Here is a 15,359-nt window from a genome sequence, read left to right on the forward strand (position 1 = left end):
CCGATGCGAGAACGCATCGGGCGGCACGACGGCGGCGGTACGTTGCGACGTGCCGCCGCCGTTTCTTCTTCGGAGGAGGGCGCGGTTTTCGCGCCATCCTCTCTCTCCCGCGACAGTCCGGCCCGGACGTCTTTCACCCTGCAGCAGCACGCACGGACACGGCTCGCCACGGCGCGTGTGCGGCGAGCACGCGTGTCGCCATTGCGTGCGAACGTGTGCGGGCCGTTTCTCCGTTTCTCCTTTTTCCCGCTCGAGATGCTGCCGAATATCGGATTCCGGCGGCCGCGTATGCACGTGATTTCCGATTCGCAATTGACGATCGGATTAATCAATGTATTGGAAATAATGGCGGCGGCAAAGTGTCGCAGCAAAACGTTTGTACATATTGCGCAATCGTTTGCGCAAAATAGATGGGGCGATTGAATTGCCGTTTTAATTTCCTGTTTGTTGAAAATGATTTGATATTGGTGTTGTCGTCATGCAACGGTGGCGGCGTTGGACAGGGTTTTGTCATTTTCCGGGTGGGTCTCGCGAAAGCCAATACTGGCAAGGGCGAGCCGGGCAGTGGCGGTTCGTTTCTGGAAATCTCTTTAATCTTCAATTGCTTCCGGAAAATGGAAAAGGACTGCTGATAAAAACGAAGCGATTGAGAATCGGCAGGAAATGGTGCCGAGTTAGAGAGAGGAATCGGACATTGTCAGAAGCATTTGACAATGATTTACAAAAAACTTTCACGATTATCTCGATAATGCGGCCTCGTGACGGACGGGAGCCCACCATGCGCTGCCGTTTGTGTCCGCCACGTCATCTATTCCATTTGCACTCCTTACGGGAAACGTCATGAAAAAATCTCTCCTGACCGCTGTCGCACTCGCGGCCCTGTCGAGCTCGGCCTTCGCAGCGGGTACCGGCACGATCAACTTCACGGGCGAGATCGTCGCGGGCGCATGCGGCATCGATGCGGGTTCGGTCAACCAGACCGTGCAACTCGGCAAGGTGCCGACCAACGTGTTCAAGCAGGCCGGCGACAAGTCCGGCCTGGTCCCCTTCGAGATCAAGCTGACGGATTGCGACACCAGCGTTTCGAAGCAGGCGAAGTTCACGTTCACGGGCACGTCGAACGCAACGCAGCCGAAGCTGATCGCGACGATCGGCTCCGCGACCAACGTCGGCATCCGCCTGCAGAGCTCGTCGGGTGAAGACCTCGACAACGGCGTCGAGCAAGCTGCGCCGACGGTGCTGTCGAACGGCGACAACGTCGTGAAGTTCGGCGCGCGCTACGAAGCAACGGCTGCCGGCGTGACGCCGGGTACCGCCGATGCCGTTGCGAACTTCACGGTTCGCTACCTGTAAGCGTCGGTATCGGAGGAGGGGTGGACATCCCTTCCTCCTTCTTTTCTCTCCCTCGTTCTCTTCTCCCCGGACTTTCGGTAGCGCCGCGTGCGAATCAGACATTCCTTCCTTTGCGTCTCCGTGCTGGTTGTCGGCAGCCAGAGCCATGCGACGGAATTCAATTCGTCGTTCCTGAATATCGACGGCTCGAACAACGTCGACCTGTCGCAGTTCTCGCAGCCCGACTTCACGCTGCCGGGCGAGTACATGCTCGACGTTCAGGTCAACGACCTGTTCTACGGGCTGCAGGCCATCGAATTCATCGCCGTCGATGCGTCGGGCGCGGGCAAGCCGTGCCTGCGGCCGGAACTCGTCGCGCAGTTCGGGTTGAAGCCGTCGCTCGTGAAGGACCTGCCGCGCTGGCAGGGCGGGCGTTGCGTGAGCCTCGACGCGATCGAGGGGGCGACCGTGCGTTACCTGAAAAGCGACGGGCGGGTCAAGATCACCATTCCGCAGGCCGCGCTCGAATTCAGCGACTCGAACTACCTGCCGCCGGCGCGCTGGTCCGAAGGGATTCCGGGCGCGATGCTCGACTATCGCGTGATCGCGAACACGAACCGCAATTTCGGCACGGGCGGCAGCCAGACGAATGCGATCCAGGCCTACGGGACGGTTGGCGCGAACTGGGGTGCGTGGCGCCTGCGCGGCGACTACCAGGCGCAATCGAACGTGGGCAGCCAGGTGTACGCGGACCGCTCGTTCCGCTTCAGCCGGCTGTACGCATTTCGTGCGCTGCCGTCGATCCAGTCGACGGCGACGTTCGGCGAGGACTACCTGAGCTCGGACATTTTCGACACGTTCGCGCTGACGGGCGCGACGATCCGCAGCGACGACCGCATGCTGCCGCCTTCGCTGCGCGGCTATGCGCCGCTGATCTCGGGCGTCGCGCGCACCAACGCGACGGTGACGGTGTCGCAGGCGGGCCGCGTGCTGTACGTGACGCGCGTGTCGCCGGGCGCCTTCGCGCTGCAGAACATCAACACGAGCGTGCAGGGCACGCTCGACGTCGCGGTCGAGGAAGAAGACGGCAGCGTACAGCGCTTCCAGGTGACGACGGCTGCCGTGCCGTTTCTCGCGCGCACCGGGCAATTGCGCTACAAGGCCGCCGTCGGCAAGCCGCGCCGGTTCGGCGGCGCCGGCATCACGCCGTTCTTCGGCTTCGGCGAAATCGCCTACGGCCTGCCGTTCGACGTCACCGCGTATGGCGGGTTCATCGCCGCGTCCGGCTACACGTCGATCGCACTCGGCGTGGGTCGCGATTTCGGCGCGTTCGGCGCGGTGTCGGCCGACGTCACGCATGCGCGGGCGCGCCTGTGGTGGAACGGCGCGACGCGCAACGGCAACTCGTACCGCATCAACTATTCGAAGCACTTCGACGGGCTCGATGCCGACGTGCGTTTCTTCGGCTATCGCTTCTCGGAGCGCGAATACACGAACTTCGCGCAGTTCACCGGCGACCCGACCGCGTACGGGCTCGCCAACAGCAAGCAGCGCTATTCGGCGACGTTGTCGAAGCGTTTCGGCGATACGTCGACGTATTTCTCGTACGACCAGACGACCTATTGGGAACGGGCGAACGAGCAGCGCGTCGGCCTCACGCTCACGCGCGCGTTCTCGATCGGCGCGCTGCGCAACCTGAACGTGAGCGTGTCGGCGTTCCGGACCCAGAGCGCAGGGGCGAGCGGCAATCAGGTTTCGGTCACCGCGACGTTGCCGATCGGCGGCCGCCACACGGTCACGTCGAACCTGACGACGGGCAGCGGCAGCACGAGCGTGAACGCGGGCTACATCTACGACGATCCGGATGGCCGCACCTACCAGATCACCGCGGGCGCGACCGACGGACGCGCGGCGGCGAACGCGAGCTATCGCCAGCGTTCGTCCGCGTATCAGCTGACCGCGCAGGCGTCGACGCTCGCCAACGCGTACGCGGCCGCGTCGCTCGAAGTCGACGGCTCGTTCGTCGCGACGCAATACGGCGTGTCGGCGCACGCGAACGGCAATGCGGGCGACACGCGCCTGCTGGTGTCAACCGACGGCGTGCCCAACGTGCCGCTGTCCGGCACGCTGTCGCATACCGATTCGCGCGGCTATGCGGTGCTCGACGGCATCTCGCCGTACAACGTGTACGACGCGACCGTCAACGTCGAGAAGCTGCCGCTCGAAGTGCAGGTGTCGAACCCGATCCAGCGCATGGTGCTGACCGACGGCGCGATCGGCTTCGTGAAGTTTTCCGCCGCACGCGGCAGCAACCTGTACCTGACGATGACCGACGCGACCGGCAAGCCGCTGCCGTTCGGCGCATCGGTGCAGGACGCGGCGAACGGCAAGGAACTCGGCATCGTCGGCGAGGGCGGTGCGACGTTCCTGACGCAGGTGCAGCCGAAATCGATGCTGGCGGTGCGCGCGGGCGAACGCACGCTCTGCACGGTCGACACGCTGCCGAACCAGCTCCAGCTCGAAGGCACGCCGATCCCGGTGACGTGCCACGCGCCCGGCGAGTCGCATGCAGCGGCCGCACGGGTCGAACGATGAATTCAAGGATCCAGCGATGAAAAAATCCTTCTCCTTTTCCTTTTCGCGGCACGCAGCGTGCGCGCTCATGACCGCCGGCGCGCTGCTCGCGGGTGCCGCGCACGCGGCGATCGTGCCCGACCGCACGCGCGTGATTTTCAACGAAGGCGAACAGGCCGCGATCGTCACGATCTCGAACAAGAGCACGACCTTCCCGTATCTCGTGCAATCGTGGCTCGAGGACGCGCAGGGCAACAAGATCACGTCGCCGCTGATGGTCGTCCCGCCGCTGCAGCGCATCGAGGCGAACGAGCGCAACGTGCTGCGGATCGCGAAGCTGCCGGGCACCGCGCTGCCGGCCGATCGCGAATCGGTGTTCTATCTGAACATCCGCGAAGTGCCGCCGAAGACCGATACGCCGAACACGCTGCAGATCGCGCTGCACACGCAGATGAAGCTGTTCTACCGGCCGAAGGCCGTGCAGCCCGCGCGCGACGAGGACTGGACGCTGCCGATGACGTTGCGTGTCGATGCGGCCGCGCACCGGCTCGTGTTCGACAATCCGACGCCGTATCACATCACGATCGTCGAGGTGGCGTCGGGCGCGCAGAAGACGCCGGTGCCGCTGGACCCGCTGATGGTGAGCCCGATGAGCACGACCGACGTGCCGTTCAAGGCCGCGACGCCGTCGACGCTGTTCGTCACGCACGTGGACGACTACGGCGGCCAGGTGGCGGTGGAGTATGCGTGTGAGGCCGGTGCGTGCAAGAGCGTGAAGCGATGAGCGGCGTGCGACGAAACGGCATGGTTTCGCATGTGCCGATCTGGCTCCGGTGGAGCGTGCTCGCGTTGTTCGTCGTGTTCGCGCAGCCGGCGTGGGCGCTGAAATGTATCGCGGACAGCGGCGGCCTGTCGCTCACCGAGACGATCGGCAACGTCGCGTCGTATCCGACCGACGCGCCGGACGGTTACGTGATCTGGGTGTCGCCGCCGCGCACGACGACGGGCTATTGCTACAAGGATATCGGCGGGCTGCAGAATTTCCCCGAGCAGATCTACTTCTATGCGAACCCGGAGAAACAGAACCCGGCCGCATGGGGGCTCGAAGTCGGCATTCGTTTCGAGGGTACCGACTACTACGGCCGCAGCAGCCAGCCGGGCAACGGCATCGACACGCACCTTTCGGTGGCAATCTGCAAGCTGAACGACCGGCAGGTCGACGCCGGGCTGTGTCCGAAATGGCCGATCAGCATCACGTACCAGGTGGTCATTCGCAAGCGGGGGGCGTGGACGCGGCCACCGTCGGATATCTACGCGGTGTTCCAGTTCGACGGCGAACGCGGGTTGAACAGCAAGGGAAGCTTCCGCTACAAGTTGAGCGGCCTGCAGAATCTCAAGCCGACGCCGTGCATGGTCGACGTGAAGGTGACGCCCGAGCCGGGTGTCGTGAAGTTCGGCCAGGTGCAGGCGACGGGCAACGGCTTCTCGCCCGCGGTGCCGCGCCGGTCGTTCAGCCTGGCGCTGACCAAGCAATGCAACGTGGCGGTGCGCGTGGACGGTTACTTCGAGACGTCGCAGACCGTGCGCAACGGGCTGCTCGTGCCGGATCCCAAGAGCAATTTCGGCATCGGCATCGAGGACCGCAACGGCAAGGCGATCGCGTTCAACGAACAGTTCGTGCTCGCCCAGATGCCGGGCAGCGTGAATTACGAGAGCGTGACGCTCGATGCCGTGCTGAAGGCGTTCGGGCCGCCGAAGATCGGCCCGTTCAACGGGACGGCGACGATCCGGTTGTTCATCTATTGACGTGCGTTGCGCGGCCAGTCAGCCCGGCACGTGTCGTCGTACACCGGACGTCTGTCGCGCGATCGTGGCCCCTGCGACGCGGTCGCCACCGCCGCGTCGATCAAAAAAAACGCCGGCGAGCCGGCGTTCTTCACCTCTGCTGCGCGATGCTCAGCGCACCCAGCGGCAAACCTTGTGATGGTGATGCTCGAAGTGGCACACGCGGTGCGGATGCGCTTCGGCGATGGCCGGCACGAGCACGGCGGCGGCGAGCGCCGCGACGGTCAGGGTTTTCAGTAGCGTTTTCATGTTGAGGTCCTGTCGTTGAAGTGTGGGTCACGGGGGCGGCCGCGCGTTACCACTGCGGCCGCTGATCGTCGCGACGGTCGTCCCTGCGGTCGTCCCGGCGATCGTCGCGCCAGACGGGATGCTGTGCCTCCCAGTCGCGGCGTTCCCAGTAGCGATGTCCGTCCCAGTAACGGTCGCCATGCCAGCCGATCGTGACTTCAGCCGGTGCCGGATAGGCGACGCAACCGGTGAGCATGACGCTCGACAGCGCACCCACCATGACAGCGGATAAGACGATGGATTTCATGTTGTTCTCCCTTGGAAACGGCAAGTCGATCGTACGAGCCCTCAAAATTTCACGTGGTAATAAGTTGCTACCGCCGATGACAGGTGCAGGCGTTCCGCAAGAAACGTGAAAGGTCGCGGCGGCCCTGCGCGTGCCTTGCGCGCCGATCTGACGGGTCGCTATTGGCGTGCGGGGACCTTGCAGCCTGCGTCCGATCCGTTCGAACGACGGTTCCGTCGATTGTTCAGACAAATCCGGACGACTGAAAGGGGTATCAGTTAATCAGATTGAGAATGATTTGCGTTTACGTTAAATTGCGCTATCTCGAAATTTGACGGAGCAGATCGATGGCGATGGCGGAAGTGCTCGACCGACCGGCGGCGGCAGCGGCCAACCCGTTCCTCGGCAGTTATCCGGACCGGCCGCCGCGGGCGCGCCGTCCCGCGGAGCCTCGTGCGCAAGGCGCATTGCTCGACGTGCTGATTTCGCATCGCGCGATGCTCGTCAACGTCGCGCGCGGCTTCGTCGGCTGCGCGAGCCGTGCCGAGGACGTCGTGCACGATGTGTTCGTGAAGCTCGTCGAATTCCCGAACCAGGACGCGGTGCGCCAGCCGGTCGCGTACGTGACGCGGATGGTGCGCAACGCGTCGATCGACGCGTGCCGCCGGCAAAGCCTCGAGAACGTCTATCACACGGAAGAGGACGACGGCTTCGACGTGCCGTCGCCCGAGCCGACGCCGGAAGCCGCGCTGCTGACGCGCGACACGCTGCGACGCGTGTGGGCGGCCCTCGACGACCTGCCGGCGCGCAGCCGCGCGGCGTTCGAGATGGTGCGGCTGCGCGAGGAGACGCTGCAGACCGCGGCGCGCGCGCTGAACGTGTCGCAGACGCTCGTGCATTTCATGGTGCGCGACGCGGAGCGCCACTGCGCCGAATGCCTCGACGCGTGCCATCGCGGCGACGCGTGCCCGGTGTTCCTGGGCGGCCGCGCACGGCGCCGGTAAAAAACCGCGCCGGCCAAACGTCTATCAGACAGGAGCGGCCGAAACCGCCGCTTCGCCACCTTCAACCGCCTCAGCGATTTCCGATCATGACGCAAGCCACGACGCCTTCCGCCGACACCGACGATCTCGTCTATACGGTCGTCATCAACGACGAAGAACAGTATTCGATCTGGCCGACGTTCCGGCCCGTGCCGGCCGGCTGGCGCGAAGTGGGCGTGAGCGGCCCGAAAGCCGACTGCCTCGCTCATATCGAGACCGTCTGGACCGACATGCGCCCCGCGAGCCTGCGCCGCGCGATGGACGGCGAGCGCGCGACCCGCGCATCGTGACCCGCTGCGCCGCGCGAGCGGCGCGCCACCTGAAGAGGACGTTGCATGCCCCTGCTTTCGTTGCCGACGCTCGACGACCTGCGTATCGAGCCTGGGCTGCCCACCGTCGTGTCGCCGCGCGGCAGCGACGGGATGTCGATCGACGACGTCGCGCCGCTCGCGCGCGAGATCGCGGCCGACACGCTCGAACGGGCGGGCGGCGTGCTGTTCACGGGCTTTCACGTGCCGTCGATCGACGCGTTCCAGCAGTTCGCGGCGTCGTTCGGCGATCCGCTGATCGGCTATGAATACGCGTCGACGCCGCGCAGTCAGGTCGAAGGCGCCGTCTACACGTCGACCGAATACCCGCCGCACCGCGCGATTCCGCTGCACAACGAGCAGTCGTACACGCGCGAATGGCCGCTGCGGATCTGGTTCCACTGCGCGCTCGCGGCGCCGAAGGGCGGGGCGACGCCGATCGCGGACAGCCGCGCGGTGTATCGCGCGCTCGATCCGGCGCTGGTCGCGCGCTTCGAGAAGCGCGAGCTGCTGTACGTGCGCAATTTCGGGCAAGGGCTCGACCTGCCGTGGCAGCAGTCGTTCGGCACCGACGAGCCGGCCGAGGTCGAACGGATGTGCGCGGCGCGCGGCATCGAATGCGCGTGGCGCACCGGCGACGACGGCGAACTGCTGCTGCGCACCCGCGAACGCTGCCAGGCCGTGGCGCGCCATCCGCGCACCGGCGATCGCGTATGGTTCAACCAGGCGAACCTGTTTCACCTGTCGGCGCTCGACGACGACATGCAGGAAGCACTGGTCGACGCGGTCGGACTCGAGAACGTACCGCGCAACGTGTACTACGGCGACGGCGAGCCGCTCGAAGCCGACGCGCTCGCGCAGATCCGCGGCGTGCTCGACCAGCAGCGCATCGTGTTCCCGTGGCGCACCGGCGACGTGCTGATGCTCGACAACATGCTGACCGCGCATGCGCGCGATCCGTTCGAGGGGCCGCGCAAGGTCGTCGTCGCGATGGCGCAGAGTTACACGGTCCCGCGCGACCGAACGGAGGATTGATGACGCGTCGTACCGCCGCGCTTGCCGCGCGCGGGCTGTCGGTGGGATATCGCGACCATGTCGTGATCGACGGGCTGGACCTGTCGATCGCGGCCGGCCGCGTAACTGCGCTGTGCGGACCGAACGGCTGCGGCAAGAGCACGCTGCTGCGCACGCTCGCGGGCCTGCAGCCCGCGCGTGCCGGCCATGTCGAAGTCAACGGCAAGCCGCTCGCGTCGTTTCGCCGTCGCGCGCTCGCGCGCGAGCTGACGATGCTCGCGCAGTTCAACCAGATTCCGTCGGGCCTCACGGTGCGCGAGCTCGTCGCCTACGGGCGCTACGCGTACGGCGGGTTCCTGCGCGGCTTGTCGCGGGCCGACCATGCGGCGATCGACGAGGCGCTCGAAACCGGCGGCCTCGCCGACGATGCGCAGCGCGACGTCGGTGCACTGTCGGGCGGCGAGCGGCAACGCGCGTGGATCGCGATGGCGCTCGCGCAGCAGGCGCCGATCGTGCTGCTCGACGAACCGACGACCTATCTCGACATCCATCACCAGCTCGACATCCTCGATGCGCTGCGCACGCTGAACCGCACGCGCGGGTTGACGATCGTGTGGGTGCTGCACGATCTGAACCAGGCAGCCGCGTACAGCGACGAGATCGTGCTGATGCGCGCGGGCCGCCTCGTCGCGCAGGGCTCGCCCGACGCGATGCTCGATCCGGCGCGGCTGCGTGCGGCGTTCGGCGTCGAGATGCTGAAGCTCGCGCATCCGCAGACGGGCGCGCCGATGTGCGTGCCGGCCTACGGGCCGTCGACCGACGGCGTGCCGCACGCGGCCGGCGTGTTCGACCGGGATCTCGCCGTATGACCACGTTCGCGATGCGCAAGCGCCTCGCGGCGGCGGGCAACGGCGCGGCCACGGGGCGCGCCGGCGCGATCGCGTGCGGCCTCGTCGTGCTGATCGCGCTGATCGCGGTGCTGCGCGTCGCCCCCGATCTGCGCGTGTGGTGGGACGCGGCGCCCGGCAGCGATGCCGCGGCGCTCGCGCACGTATTCCTGTTCGACCTCAACCTGCCGCGCGTCGCGGCCGCGCTCGTCGCGGGCGGCTGCCTCGGCATCGCGGGCGCGTTGTTCCAGTCGCTCACGCGCAATCCGCTCGCGTCGCCCGACCTGCTCGGCGTGACGGGCGGGGCGCAGCTCGGGCTGCTCGCGGCGATGCTCGTGCCGGCGCTCGCCGGCGTCGCGTCGGTGCCGCTGCTGTTCGTCTGCGGGCTCGCTGCCGCCGCCTGCGCGATCGTCGCGGCCGGCGGCTGGCGCGCGACGCCGCTGCGGCTCGTGCTCGCGGGCAGCGTGTGCATGCTGCTGTTCTCCGCGCTGTCGACGCTCGTGCTCGCCTTCTTCGAGCAGAACATCGCGGGCGCCGCGCTGTGGACCAACGGCAGCCTCTACCAGCCGGGCGCGACGGGCCTCGCGCTCGCCGCGCGCTGGCTCGTCGTGCCGCTCGTCGCGTTGCCGTTCGTGATCCGGCCGCTGAATCCGCTCACGCTCGGCGACGATGCGGCGGCCGCGGCCGGCGTGCGCGTCGATGCGACGCGGCTCGCCGCGACGATCGTCGCGGTCGCGTTCACGAGCGTGGCCGTCAGTATCGCGGGCCCGCTGTCGTACGTCGGCCTCGTCGCGCCGAACCTGCTGCGCCAGGTGCGCGGTGCGCGCGCGGCGCGGCTCGGCGTGCTGGTGCCGCTGTCGGCGCTCGCCGGCGGCGCGCTCGTGCTCGTGACCGACAGCGCGGTGCTCGCGTCCGGGCTCGACGCGACCCTGTCCACCGGCGTGGCGATCGCGCTGGTCGGCACGCCGCTGATGCTCGCGATGATCCGGCGCGGCGCCGCGTGGTCGGGCGTGCTGCACGCGAATGCCGAACGCGCGGCGGGCGGCGGCCCGACGCGGCTCGTCGGCTGGCTCGAACGGCTCGGCTGGCCGCTGCGAACCGCGCTGTTCGTCGTGGCGGGCGTGCTGGTGGTATTCGTCGGCGTGTCGGCCGGCCCCGAATGGCTGTCGATCGCGCGCTGGACCGATGCGCTGTCGGGCCACGATGCGCTCGCACGGATGCTGATCGACCTGCGCATGCCGCGCCTGCTGTGCGCGCTGCTCGCGGGCGCGCTGCTGGCGGTCAGCGGCGTCGCGATGCAGAGCGTCGTGCGCAATCCGCTCGCGGGCCCCGAGGTGCTCGGCGTCACGCAGGGCGCGGGGCTCGTCACGCTGTTCGCGCTGTCGACGTGGCCGCTGATGGGCCACGTGACGCTCGCGGCCTCCGCGCTGACGGGCGGCGCGCTGTCGCTCGCGATCACGCTCGCCCTGAATCACCGGCATCGCTATGCGCCGCTCGCGGTCGCGCTCACCGGCATCGTGATCGGCGCGCTGTGGACCACGCTCGCGCAATGGCTGATCACGCAGGAAAGCGTGCAGCCCGCGCGCTTCGTCGTGTGGCTCGTCGGCGGGACCTACGGCCGCAGCTGGGGCGAGGTGGCGATGCTGCTGCCGTGGTGCGTGCTCGCCGTGCCCGTGTTCGCGTGGCTCGCGAAGCCGCTCGACATGCTCGCGCTCGGCGACGACCAGGCGGCCGCGCTCGGCCTGCCGGTGGCCGCGCTGCGGCCGCTCGCGCTGACGATCGCGACGCTCGCCGCGTGCGCGGCCGTCGCGGCGGTCGGGCCGGTCGGCTTCATCGGATTGATGGCGCCGCACGTCGCGACGATGCTCGGCGCGCGCCGGCACCGTACGCGGCTGTGGCTCGCGGCCGCATGCGGCGCGCTGATCCTCGGTTGCGCGGATCTCGCCGCACGCACGGTCGTCGCGCCGCGCGAAGTGCCGGCCGGCGTGCTGACCGCGCTGATCGGCGCGCCGTACCTGCTCGGGCTGCTGATCCTAGAGGGGCGCCGCGCCCGGCGCGCGGGGCGATGACGCCCGCGCTCGACGGCGCACGCGCCACGCGCTTCTCGGCGTTCGCGCCCGAACCGTTCGCCGAACACCTCGATGTCGTCTGGCTCGGCATGCCCGACGACGCACCTGCGCCGGGCCGCATCGTCGTGCCCGTCAGCGCGTTGCCCGCGCACCGCGACAGCGTGCTCGACGCGATGGTCGGCCATTACGGCGGCGATCCGGCGCAGCATGCGCGCGCGCTGATGTCGCAATGGAGCAAATACTATTTCGGCCGCGCGGCGCCGGCCGGCGTCGTCGCCGCGCTGACGCTCGGCCGGCCGCTCGACATGGCGCCCGAGCGCACGCTCGTCGCGCTCGAGGACGGGATGCCCGTCGCGCTGTATTTCCCGCACGATGCGCTTGGCGAACCCTGCGACGATCCGGCGCTCCGCTATGCGGGACTCATCGCGCATCTCGGCGCGGTGATCGATCTGCTCGCGGCGATGGGCCGCGTGACGCCGCGCGTGCTGTGGAGCAACGCGGGCAACCTGCTCGACTATCTGCTCGACACGTATCGCTCGCTGCCGTGCGCGGCCGATCCCGTGCGCGATGCGCACTGGCTGTTCGGCTCGACCTGCATGCACGGCGAACCGAATCCGCTGCGCGTGCCGGTGCGCGATGCCGTGCCGCGCTCGGCGCTGCTGCCGACGCCGTTTCGCGCGCGCCGCGTGTGCTGCCTGCGCTATGAAATTCCTGGAGAAACGCAACTGTGTGGAAGCTGCCCCCTGCTACTGACGATGGACGACGCGGCGCTGGCCGGGCAGGACGCGATCCGGTGACGCATGCCGGCCGCCGGCACGCGCTCGGCATACTCGCGGCGCTCGGCGCCGCGGGCTGCGGCGCGCTTTGCGCGTCTTCCGGCGCCGTTGCCGCCGCCGTCCAGCGCGTACGTGCGCCGGATGCGGTGTCGCCAGCCGGCAATCCCGTCGTGTCGCAGGCGAGCGCGACGATGCCGGTGCGGCCGCAGCGCGTGGTCGCACTCGACTTCATGTTCGCGGAAAGCGTGATCGCGCTCGACCTGGTGCCGGTCGGGATGGCCGATACCGCGTTCTATCCCGGCTGGCTCGGCTATCGCAGCGACCTGCTCGCGAACGTGACCGACATCGGTTCGCGTCAGGAGCCGGGCCTCGAAGCGATTGCGGCGGTCAAGCCGGACCTGATCATCGGCGTCGGTTTCCGCCACGCGCCGATCTTCGAGGCGCTCGACCGGATCGCGCCGACGATCCTGTTCCAGTTCAGCCCGAACGTGTCGGACGGCGGCGTGCCGGTCACGCAGCTCGACTGGATGCGCCGGATCTTCCGGACGATCGGTGCGGTGACGGGGCGCGACGCGCGTGCGCAGGCGGTGGAAGCGCAACTCGATGCGGGAATCGCGCGCAATGCGGCGCGGCTCGCGGCCGCCGGCCGCCACGGCGAGCGCATCGCGCTGCTGCAGGATCTCGGCCTGCCGGACCGCTACTGGGCCTATACGGGCAACAGCACGTCGGCGGGCCTCGCGCGCGCGCTCGGGCTCGATCCGTGGCCGCGGAAACCGACGCGCGAAGGCACGCTGTACGTGACGTCGGCCGATCTGCTCCGGCAGCGCGAGCTGGCCGTGCTTTTCGTGACCGCGTCGGGGCTGGACGTGCCGCTGTCCGCGAAGCTCGATTCGCCGGTGTGGCGCTTCGTGCCCGCGATGAAGGAACACCGGATCGCGCTCGTCGAGCGCAACATCTGGGGGTTCGGCGGGCCGATGTCGGCGCTGAAACTGGCGGACGTGATGACCGATACGATGCTGAAGCTGCCGGCTGCGCGGTGAGCGGGCGGCGGTCGGCGGGATGACGCCGCGTCGAATTTGGTTTCGGTTTCGGCTTCGACGGGCAGGGTGGTGCCGACGGTCTGACTCGCGGTGAAGCGCCCGCGTTTTTCCGCGATCGCGCGACGCCCCTGAAACACGTACTTCTGAAACGAACATCGCCGACGCACTGCCTTTGCAGCGCGTCGGCGATTTTTTCATCGACCGTCGCTCAGGCGCTCAGCGCATCGACACCGGCCTGCGCACGCAGCCGCGCAGGCTGCGTGTCGCTGACGATGCGCCCGTTGTCGAGCTTCAGCAGCCGGTCGGCGAGATCGAAGTAGCGGTCGTCGTGCGTGATCACGATCACGGCCTTGCCGCGCGCGCGCAGCTCGGGCAGCAGTTGCTCGTAGAACACGGCCTTGAACGACGGATCCTGGTCGGCCGCCCATTCGTCGAACAGGTAGAACGGCCGGTCCTCCAGGTACGCGACGACGAGCGCGAGCCGCTTGCGCTGCCCGGTCGACAGCGCGCGGGTCGAGAACGCGCCGTCGACCACCTTCACCTTGTGATCGAGCGCGAGCTTCGCGACGAGCGCGTTCGCGCGGGCATCGGCCTGCGCGCGGGACGGATCGTCGGGATCGACGATCCCGAGCAGCGCGTCGAACAGGTGGAAGTCGTTGAATACCGCGCTGAAGCGCTGCCGGTACGCGGCGCGCTCGCGCCAGCCGATCGTGCGGCCGTCGACCTCGATCGTGCCTTCCTCCGGTTCGTAGAGCCCCGTCAGCACTTTGGCGAGCGTCGTCTTGCCGCTGCCGTTGCCGCCGACGATGAACACGAGCTCGCCCGGCCGGATCGTCAGGTCGATCGGCCCGATGCTGAACATCCGTTCGTCGCGTTCGTGGAAGTACGCATGCGTGACGCCGCGCAGCGTGACGGCGCCGGCCGGCGGCACGTCGGGTGCGTCGGCGGCGGGCGGCACCGTGCGCAGCGCGCCGAATTCGGCCATCACGCCTTCGATCCGCGTGAGCGACACGCGCGCCGCGTTGACGGTCGGCAGGTTGTTCAGCAGCCCGTCGAGCGGCACGAGCATGAACAGGAACACGACGACGTAGCCGGCGGCCGCGGCCGGATCGGCATGCACGCCGAGTTGCGGCCAGAACGACGCGATGCCGAGGAACACGTAGAACAGGAAGATGATCCAGCCGACGCCGACCGCGTACGCGCTGAATGCGCGGCGGCGGTGGTCGCGCACTTCGCCGATCGCGGCGCCGAGCTGGCCGTCGACGAACTGGCGGGCGCGTTCGTCGTGCAGCTTCAGTTCCTTCGCGCCGGAAAACAGCGAGCCGAGATAGCCGAACAGACGGTCCTGCGCGTGGCCGGCCGCTTCGAGCGACGCGATCGCGCGGCGGTCGCCGGTGTGATAGCCGAGCGAGCCGGCGACGATCGCGGCGAGCGCGAGCACGCACACCGGCCACGACAGCCACGCCAGGTAGCCGAGGCAGCCGAACACGATCGAGCCGTGCATCACGAGGTTCGGCAGCGCGAAGAACAGCATCGACACGTTGGTCGCATCGTCGGTCAGCACCGACTGCACGGGCGCCGCACCGATCCGTTCGATGTCGCGCAGCTCGGCCGCGCCGACGCGCCGCGCGAGATGCACGCGCAGCCGCGCCATCGTGTCCTGGGACAGTCGGGCAAACAGCGTGCCCGACACGATCCGCGTGACGAGCGCGATCACCGCGCACAGCGCGAAGCGCCACGCGAGCGCCGCGTCGGCCGTGCCCGGCTGCGACAGCGCGCGGTTCAGCGTCGCGACGAGCAGCACGCTCGCGACGCCGTTCAGCACGCACGCAGTGAGCGCCAGCGCGAGCGACGCGCGGCTTTCGCGCAGCAGCGCGAGGATCAGGCGCGCCGCGGGGCGGGAGGGGGAAGCGTCGAGGGACGGCGGGGAAGAAGGCTCGTGGGCGGCTGTCATCGG

Annotated in this window: 16 protein-coding genes; 13 read left to right on the forward strand and 3 right to left on the reverse strand. The window is 68.3% G+C overall.

Annotated elements, in window-relative coordinates:
- Positions 1-3 precede the first annotated feature (3 nt).
- The 6 genes from WJ16_RS34740 to WJ16_RS08180 all read left to right on the forward strand — a co-directional run bounded on the left by WJ16_RS34740 (position 4) and on the right by WJ16_RS08180 (position 5,712).
- Positions 4-423, forward strand: coding sequence for a hypothetical protein (locus WJ16_RS34740; protein WP_157126741.1), 420 nt, complete (start codon positions 4-6; stop codon positions 421-423).
- On the forward strand, positions 411-632 hold the full coding sequence (locus WJ16_RS34745) for a hypothetical protein (RefSeq protein WP_157126742.1): 222 nt from the start codon (positions 411-413) through the stop codon (positions 630-632). The genes WJ16_RS34740 and WJ16_RS34745 overlap by 13 nt, the downstream gene beginning before the upstream one ends.
- A gap of 208 nt (positions 633-840) precedes the next feature.
- Positions 841-1,353: a fimbrial protein gene (locus WJ16_RS08165; protein WP_069256626.1), complete on the forward strand. Its 513-nt coding sequence runs from the start codon at positions 841-843 to the stop codon at positions 1,351-1,353.
- 87 nt (positions 1,354-1,440) lie between these two features.
- A complete protein-coding gene (locus WJ16_RS08170) occupies positions 1,441-3,927 on the forward strand; it encodes a fimbria/pilus outer membrane usher protein (RefSeq protein ID WP_472297412.1) in 2,487 nt (828 codons plus the stop codon).
- Between the two features lie 16 nt (positions 3,928-3,943).
- Positions 3,944-4,690 (forward strand): fimbrial biogenesis chaperone, encoded by a 747-nt coding sequence (locus WJ16_RS08175; protein WP_069258003.1) that lies wholly within the window; start codon positions 3,944-3,946, stop codon positions 4,688-4,690.
- On the forward strand, positions 4,687-5,712 hold the full coding sequence (locus WJ16_RS08180; protein ID WP_069256628.1) for a fimbrial protein: 1,026 nt from the start codon (positions 4,687-4,689) through the stop codon (positions 5,710-5,712). The genes WJ16_RS08175 and WJ16_RS08180 overlap by 4 nt, the downstream gene beginning before the upstream one ends.
- A gap of 150 nt (positions 5,713-5,862) precedes the next feature.
- On the opposite strand, the gene WJ16_RS35250 is transcribed toward WJ16_RS08180, so the two are convergent.
- Entirely contained in the window at positions 5,863-6,000 is a 138-nt protein-coding gene (locus WJ16_RS35250) for an HHHH-motif protein (protein WP_163008971.1), read from the reverse strand.
- A gap of 46 nt (positions 6,001-6,046) precedes the next feature.
- Positions 6,047-6,286: a hypothetical protein gene (locus WJ16_RS08185; RefSeq protein WP_069256629.1), complete on the reverse strand. Its 240-nt coding sequence runs from the start codon at positions 6,284-6,286 to the stop codon at positions 6,047-6,049.
- A gap of 326 nt (positions 6,287-6,612) precedes the next feature.
- Between WJ16_RS08185 and WJ16_RS08190 the strand changes: the two genes are divergently transcribed.
- From WJ16_RS08190 to WJ16_RS08220, 7 genes are all read left to right on the forward strand, one after another.
- Positions 6,613-7,269, forward strand: coding sequence for an RNA polymerase factor sigma-70 (locus tag WJ16_RS08190; protein WP_069256630.1), 657 nt, complete (start codon positions 6,613-6,615; stop codon positions 7,267-7,269).
- A gap of 86 nt (positions 7,270-7,355) precedes the next feature.
- Entirely contained in the window at positions 7,356-7,598 is a 243-nt protein-coding gene (locus tag WJ16_RS08195; RefSeq protein WP_047900635.1) for an MbtH family protein, read from the forward strand.
- Positions 7,599-7,643: 45 nt separating this feature from the next.
- Positions 7,644-8,651, forward strand: coding sequence for a TauD/TfdA family dioxygenase (locus WJ16_RS08200; RefSeq protein WP_069256631.1), 1,008 nt, complete (start codon positions 7,644-7,646; stop codon positions 8,649-8,651).
- The gene (locus WJ16_RS08205) at positions 8,651-9,499 is read left to right on the forward strand and encodes an ABC transporter ATP-binding protein (RefSeq protein ID WP_069256632.1); all 849 of its coding nucleotides are present in this window, start codon (positions 8,651-8,653) and stop codon (positions 9,497-9,499) included. The genes WJ16_RS08200 and WJ16_RS08205 overlap by 1 nt, the downstream gene beginning before the upstream one ends.
- Complete coding sequence (fhuB, locus tag WJ16_RS08210; protein ID WP_069256633.1) at positions 9,496-11,586, forward strand: Fe(3+)-hydroxamate ABC transporter permease FhuB; 2,091 nt, start codon at positions 9,496-9,498, stop codon at positions 11,584-11,586. The genes WJ16_RS08205 and fhuB overlap by 4 nt, the downstream gene beginning before the upstream one ends.
- Positions 11,583-12,383 (forward strand): siderophore-iron reductase FhuF, encoded by an 801-nt coding sequence (gene fhuF / locus WJ16_RS08215; protein WP_069256634.1) that lies wholly within the window; start codon positions 11,583-11,585, stop codon positions 12,381-12,383. Before fhuB ends, fhuF begins: the two co-directional genes overlap by 4 nt.
- The gene (locus WJ16_RS08220) at positions 12,380-13,402 is read left to right on the forward strand and encodes an ABC transporter substrate-binding protein (protein WP_069256635.1); all 1,023 of its coding nucleotides are present in this window, start codon (positions 12,380-12,382) and stop codon (positions 13,400-13,402) included. Before fhuF ends, WJ16_RS08220 begins: the two co-directional genes overlap by 4 nt.
- A gap of 208 nt (positions 13,403-13,610) precedes the next feature.
- Here WJ16_RS08220 and WJ16_RS08225 read toward each other — a convergent pair whose 3' ends face one another.
- Complete coding sequence (locus tag WJ16_RS08225; protein WP_069256636.1) at positions 13,611-15,356, reverse strand: cyclic peptide export ABC transporter; 1,746 nt, start codon at positions 15,354-15,356, stop codon at positions 13,611-13,613.
- Positions 15,357-15,359: the final 3 nt, after the last annotated feature.

It is taken from the genome of Burkholderia metallica, from assembly GCF_001718555.1.
Lineage (GTDB): Bacteria > Pseudomonadota > Gammaproteobacteria > Burkholderiales > Burkholderiaceae > Burkholderia > Burkholderia metallica.

Bases quoted from the DNA above. Each gene is read 5' to 3' on its own strand.
- WJ16_RS08185 (WP_069256629.1), bottom strand. From the start codon at position 6,286: ATGAAATCCATCGTCTTATCCGCTGTCATGGTGGGTGCGCTGTCGAGC.
- WJ16_RS08195 (WP_047900635.1), top strand. From the start codon at position 7,356: ATGACGCAAGCCACGACGCCTTCCGCCGACACCGACGATCTCGTCTAT.
- fhuF (WP_069256634.1), top strand. From the start codon at position 11,583: ATGACGCCCGCGCTCGACGGCGCACGCGCCACGCGCTTCTCGGCGTTC.
- WJ16_RS08165 (WP_069256626.1), top strand. From the start codon at position 841: ATGAAAAAATCTCTCCTGACCGCTGTCGCACTCGCGGCCCTGTCGAGC.
- WJ16_RS08180 (WP_069256628.1), top strand. From the start codon at position 4,687: ATGAGCGGCGTGCGACGAAACGGCATGGTTTCGCATGTGCCGATCTGG.
- WJ16_RS35250 (WP_163008971.1), bottom strand. From the start codon at position 6,000: ATGAAAACGCTACTGAAAACCCTGACCGTCGCGGCGCTCGCCGCCGCC.
- WJ16_RS08175 (WP_069258003.1), top strand. From the start codon at position 3,944: ATGAAAAAATCCTTCTCCTTTTCCTTTTCGCGGCACGCAGCGTGCGCG.
- WJ16_RS08225 (WP_069256636.1), bottom strand. From the start codon at position 15,356: ATGACAGCCGCCCACGAGCCTTCTTCCCCGCCGTCCCTCGACGCTTCC.
- fhuB (WP_069256633.1), top strand. From the start codon at position 9,496: ATGACCACGTTCGCGATGCGCAAGCGCCTCGCGGCGGCGGGCAACGGC.
- WJ16_RS34740 (WP_157126741.1), top strand. From the start codon at position 4: ATGCGAGAACGCATCGGGCGGCACGACGGCGGCGGTACGTTGCGACGT.
- WJ16_RS08200 (WP_069256631.1), top strand. From the start codon at position 7,644: ATGCCCCTGCTTTCGTTGCCGACGCTCGACGACCTGCGTATCGAGCCT.
- WJ16_RS08190 (WP_069256630.1), top strand. From the start codon at position 6,613: ATGGCGATGGCGGAAGTGCTCGACCGACCGGCGGCGGCAGCGGCCAAC.
- WJ16_RS08205 (WP_069256632.1), top strand. From the start codon at position 8,651: ATGACGCGTCGTACCGCCGCGCTTGCCGCGCGCGGGCTGTCGGTGGGA.
- WJ16_RS34745 (WP_157126742.1), top strand. From the start codon at position 411: ATGGGGCGATTGAATTGCCGTTTTAATTTCCTGTTTGTTGAAAATGAT.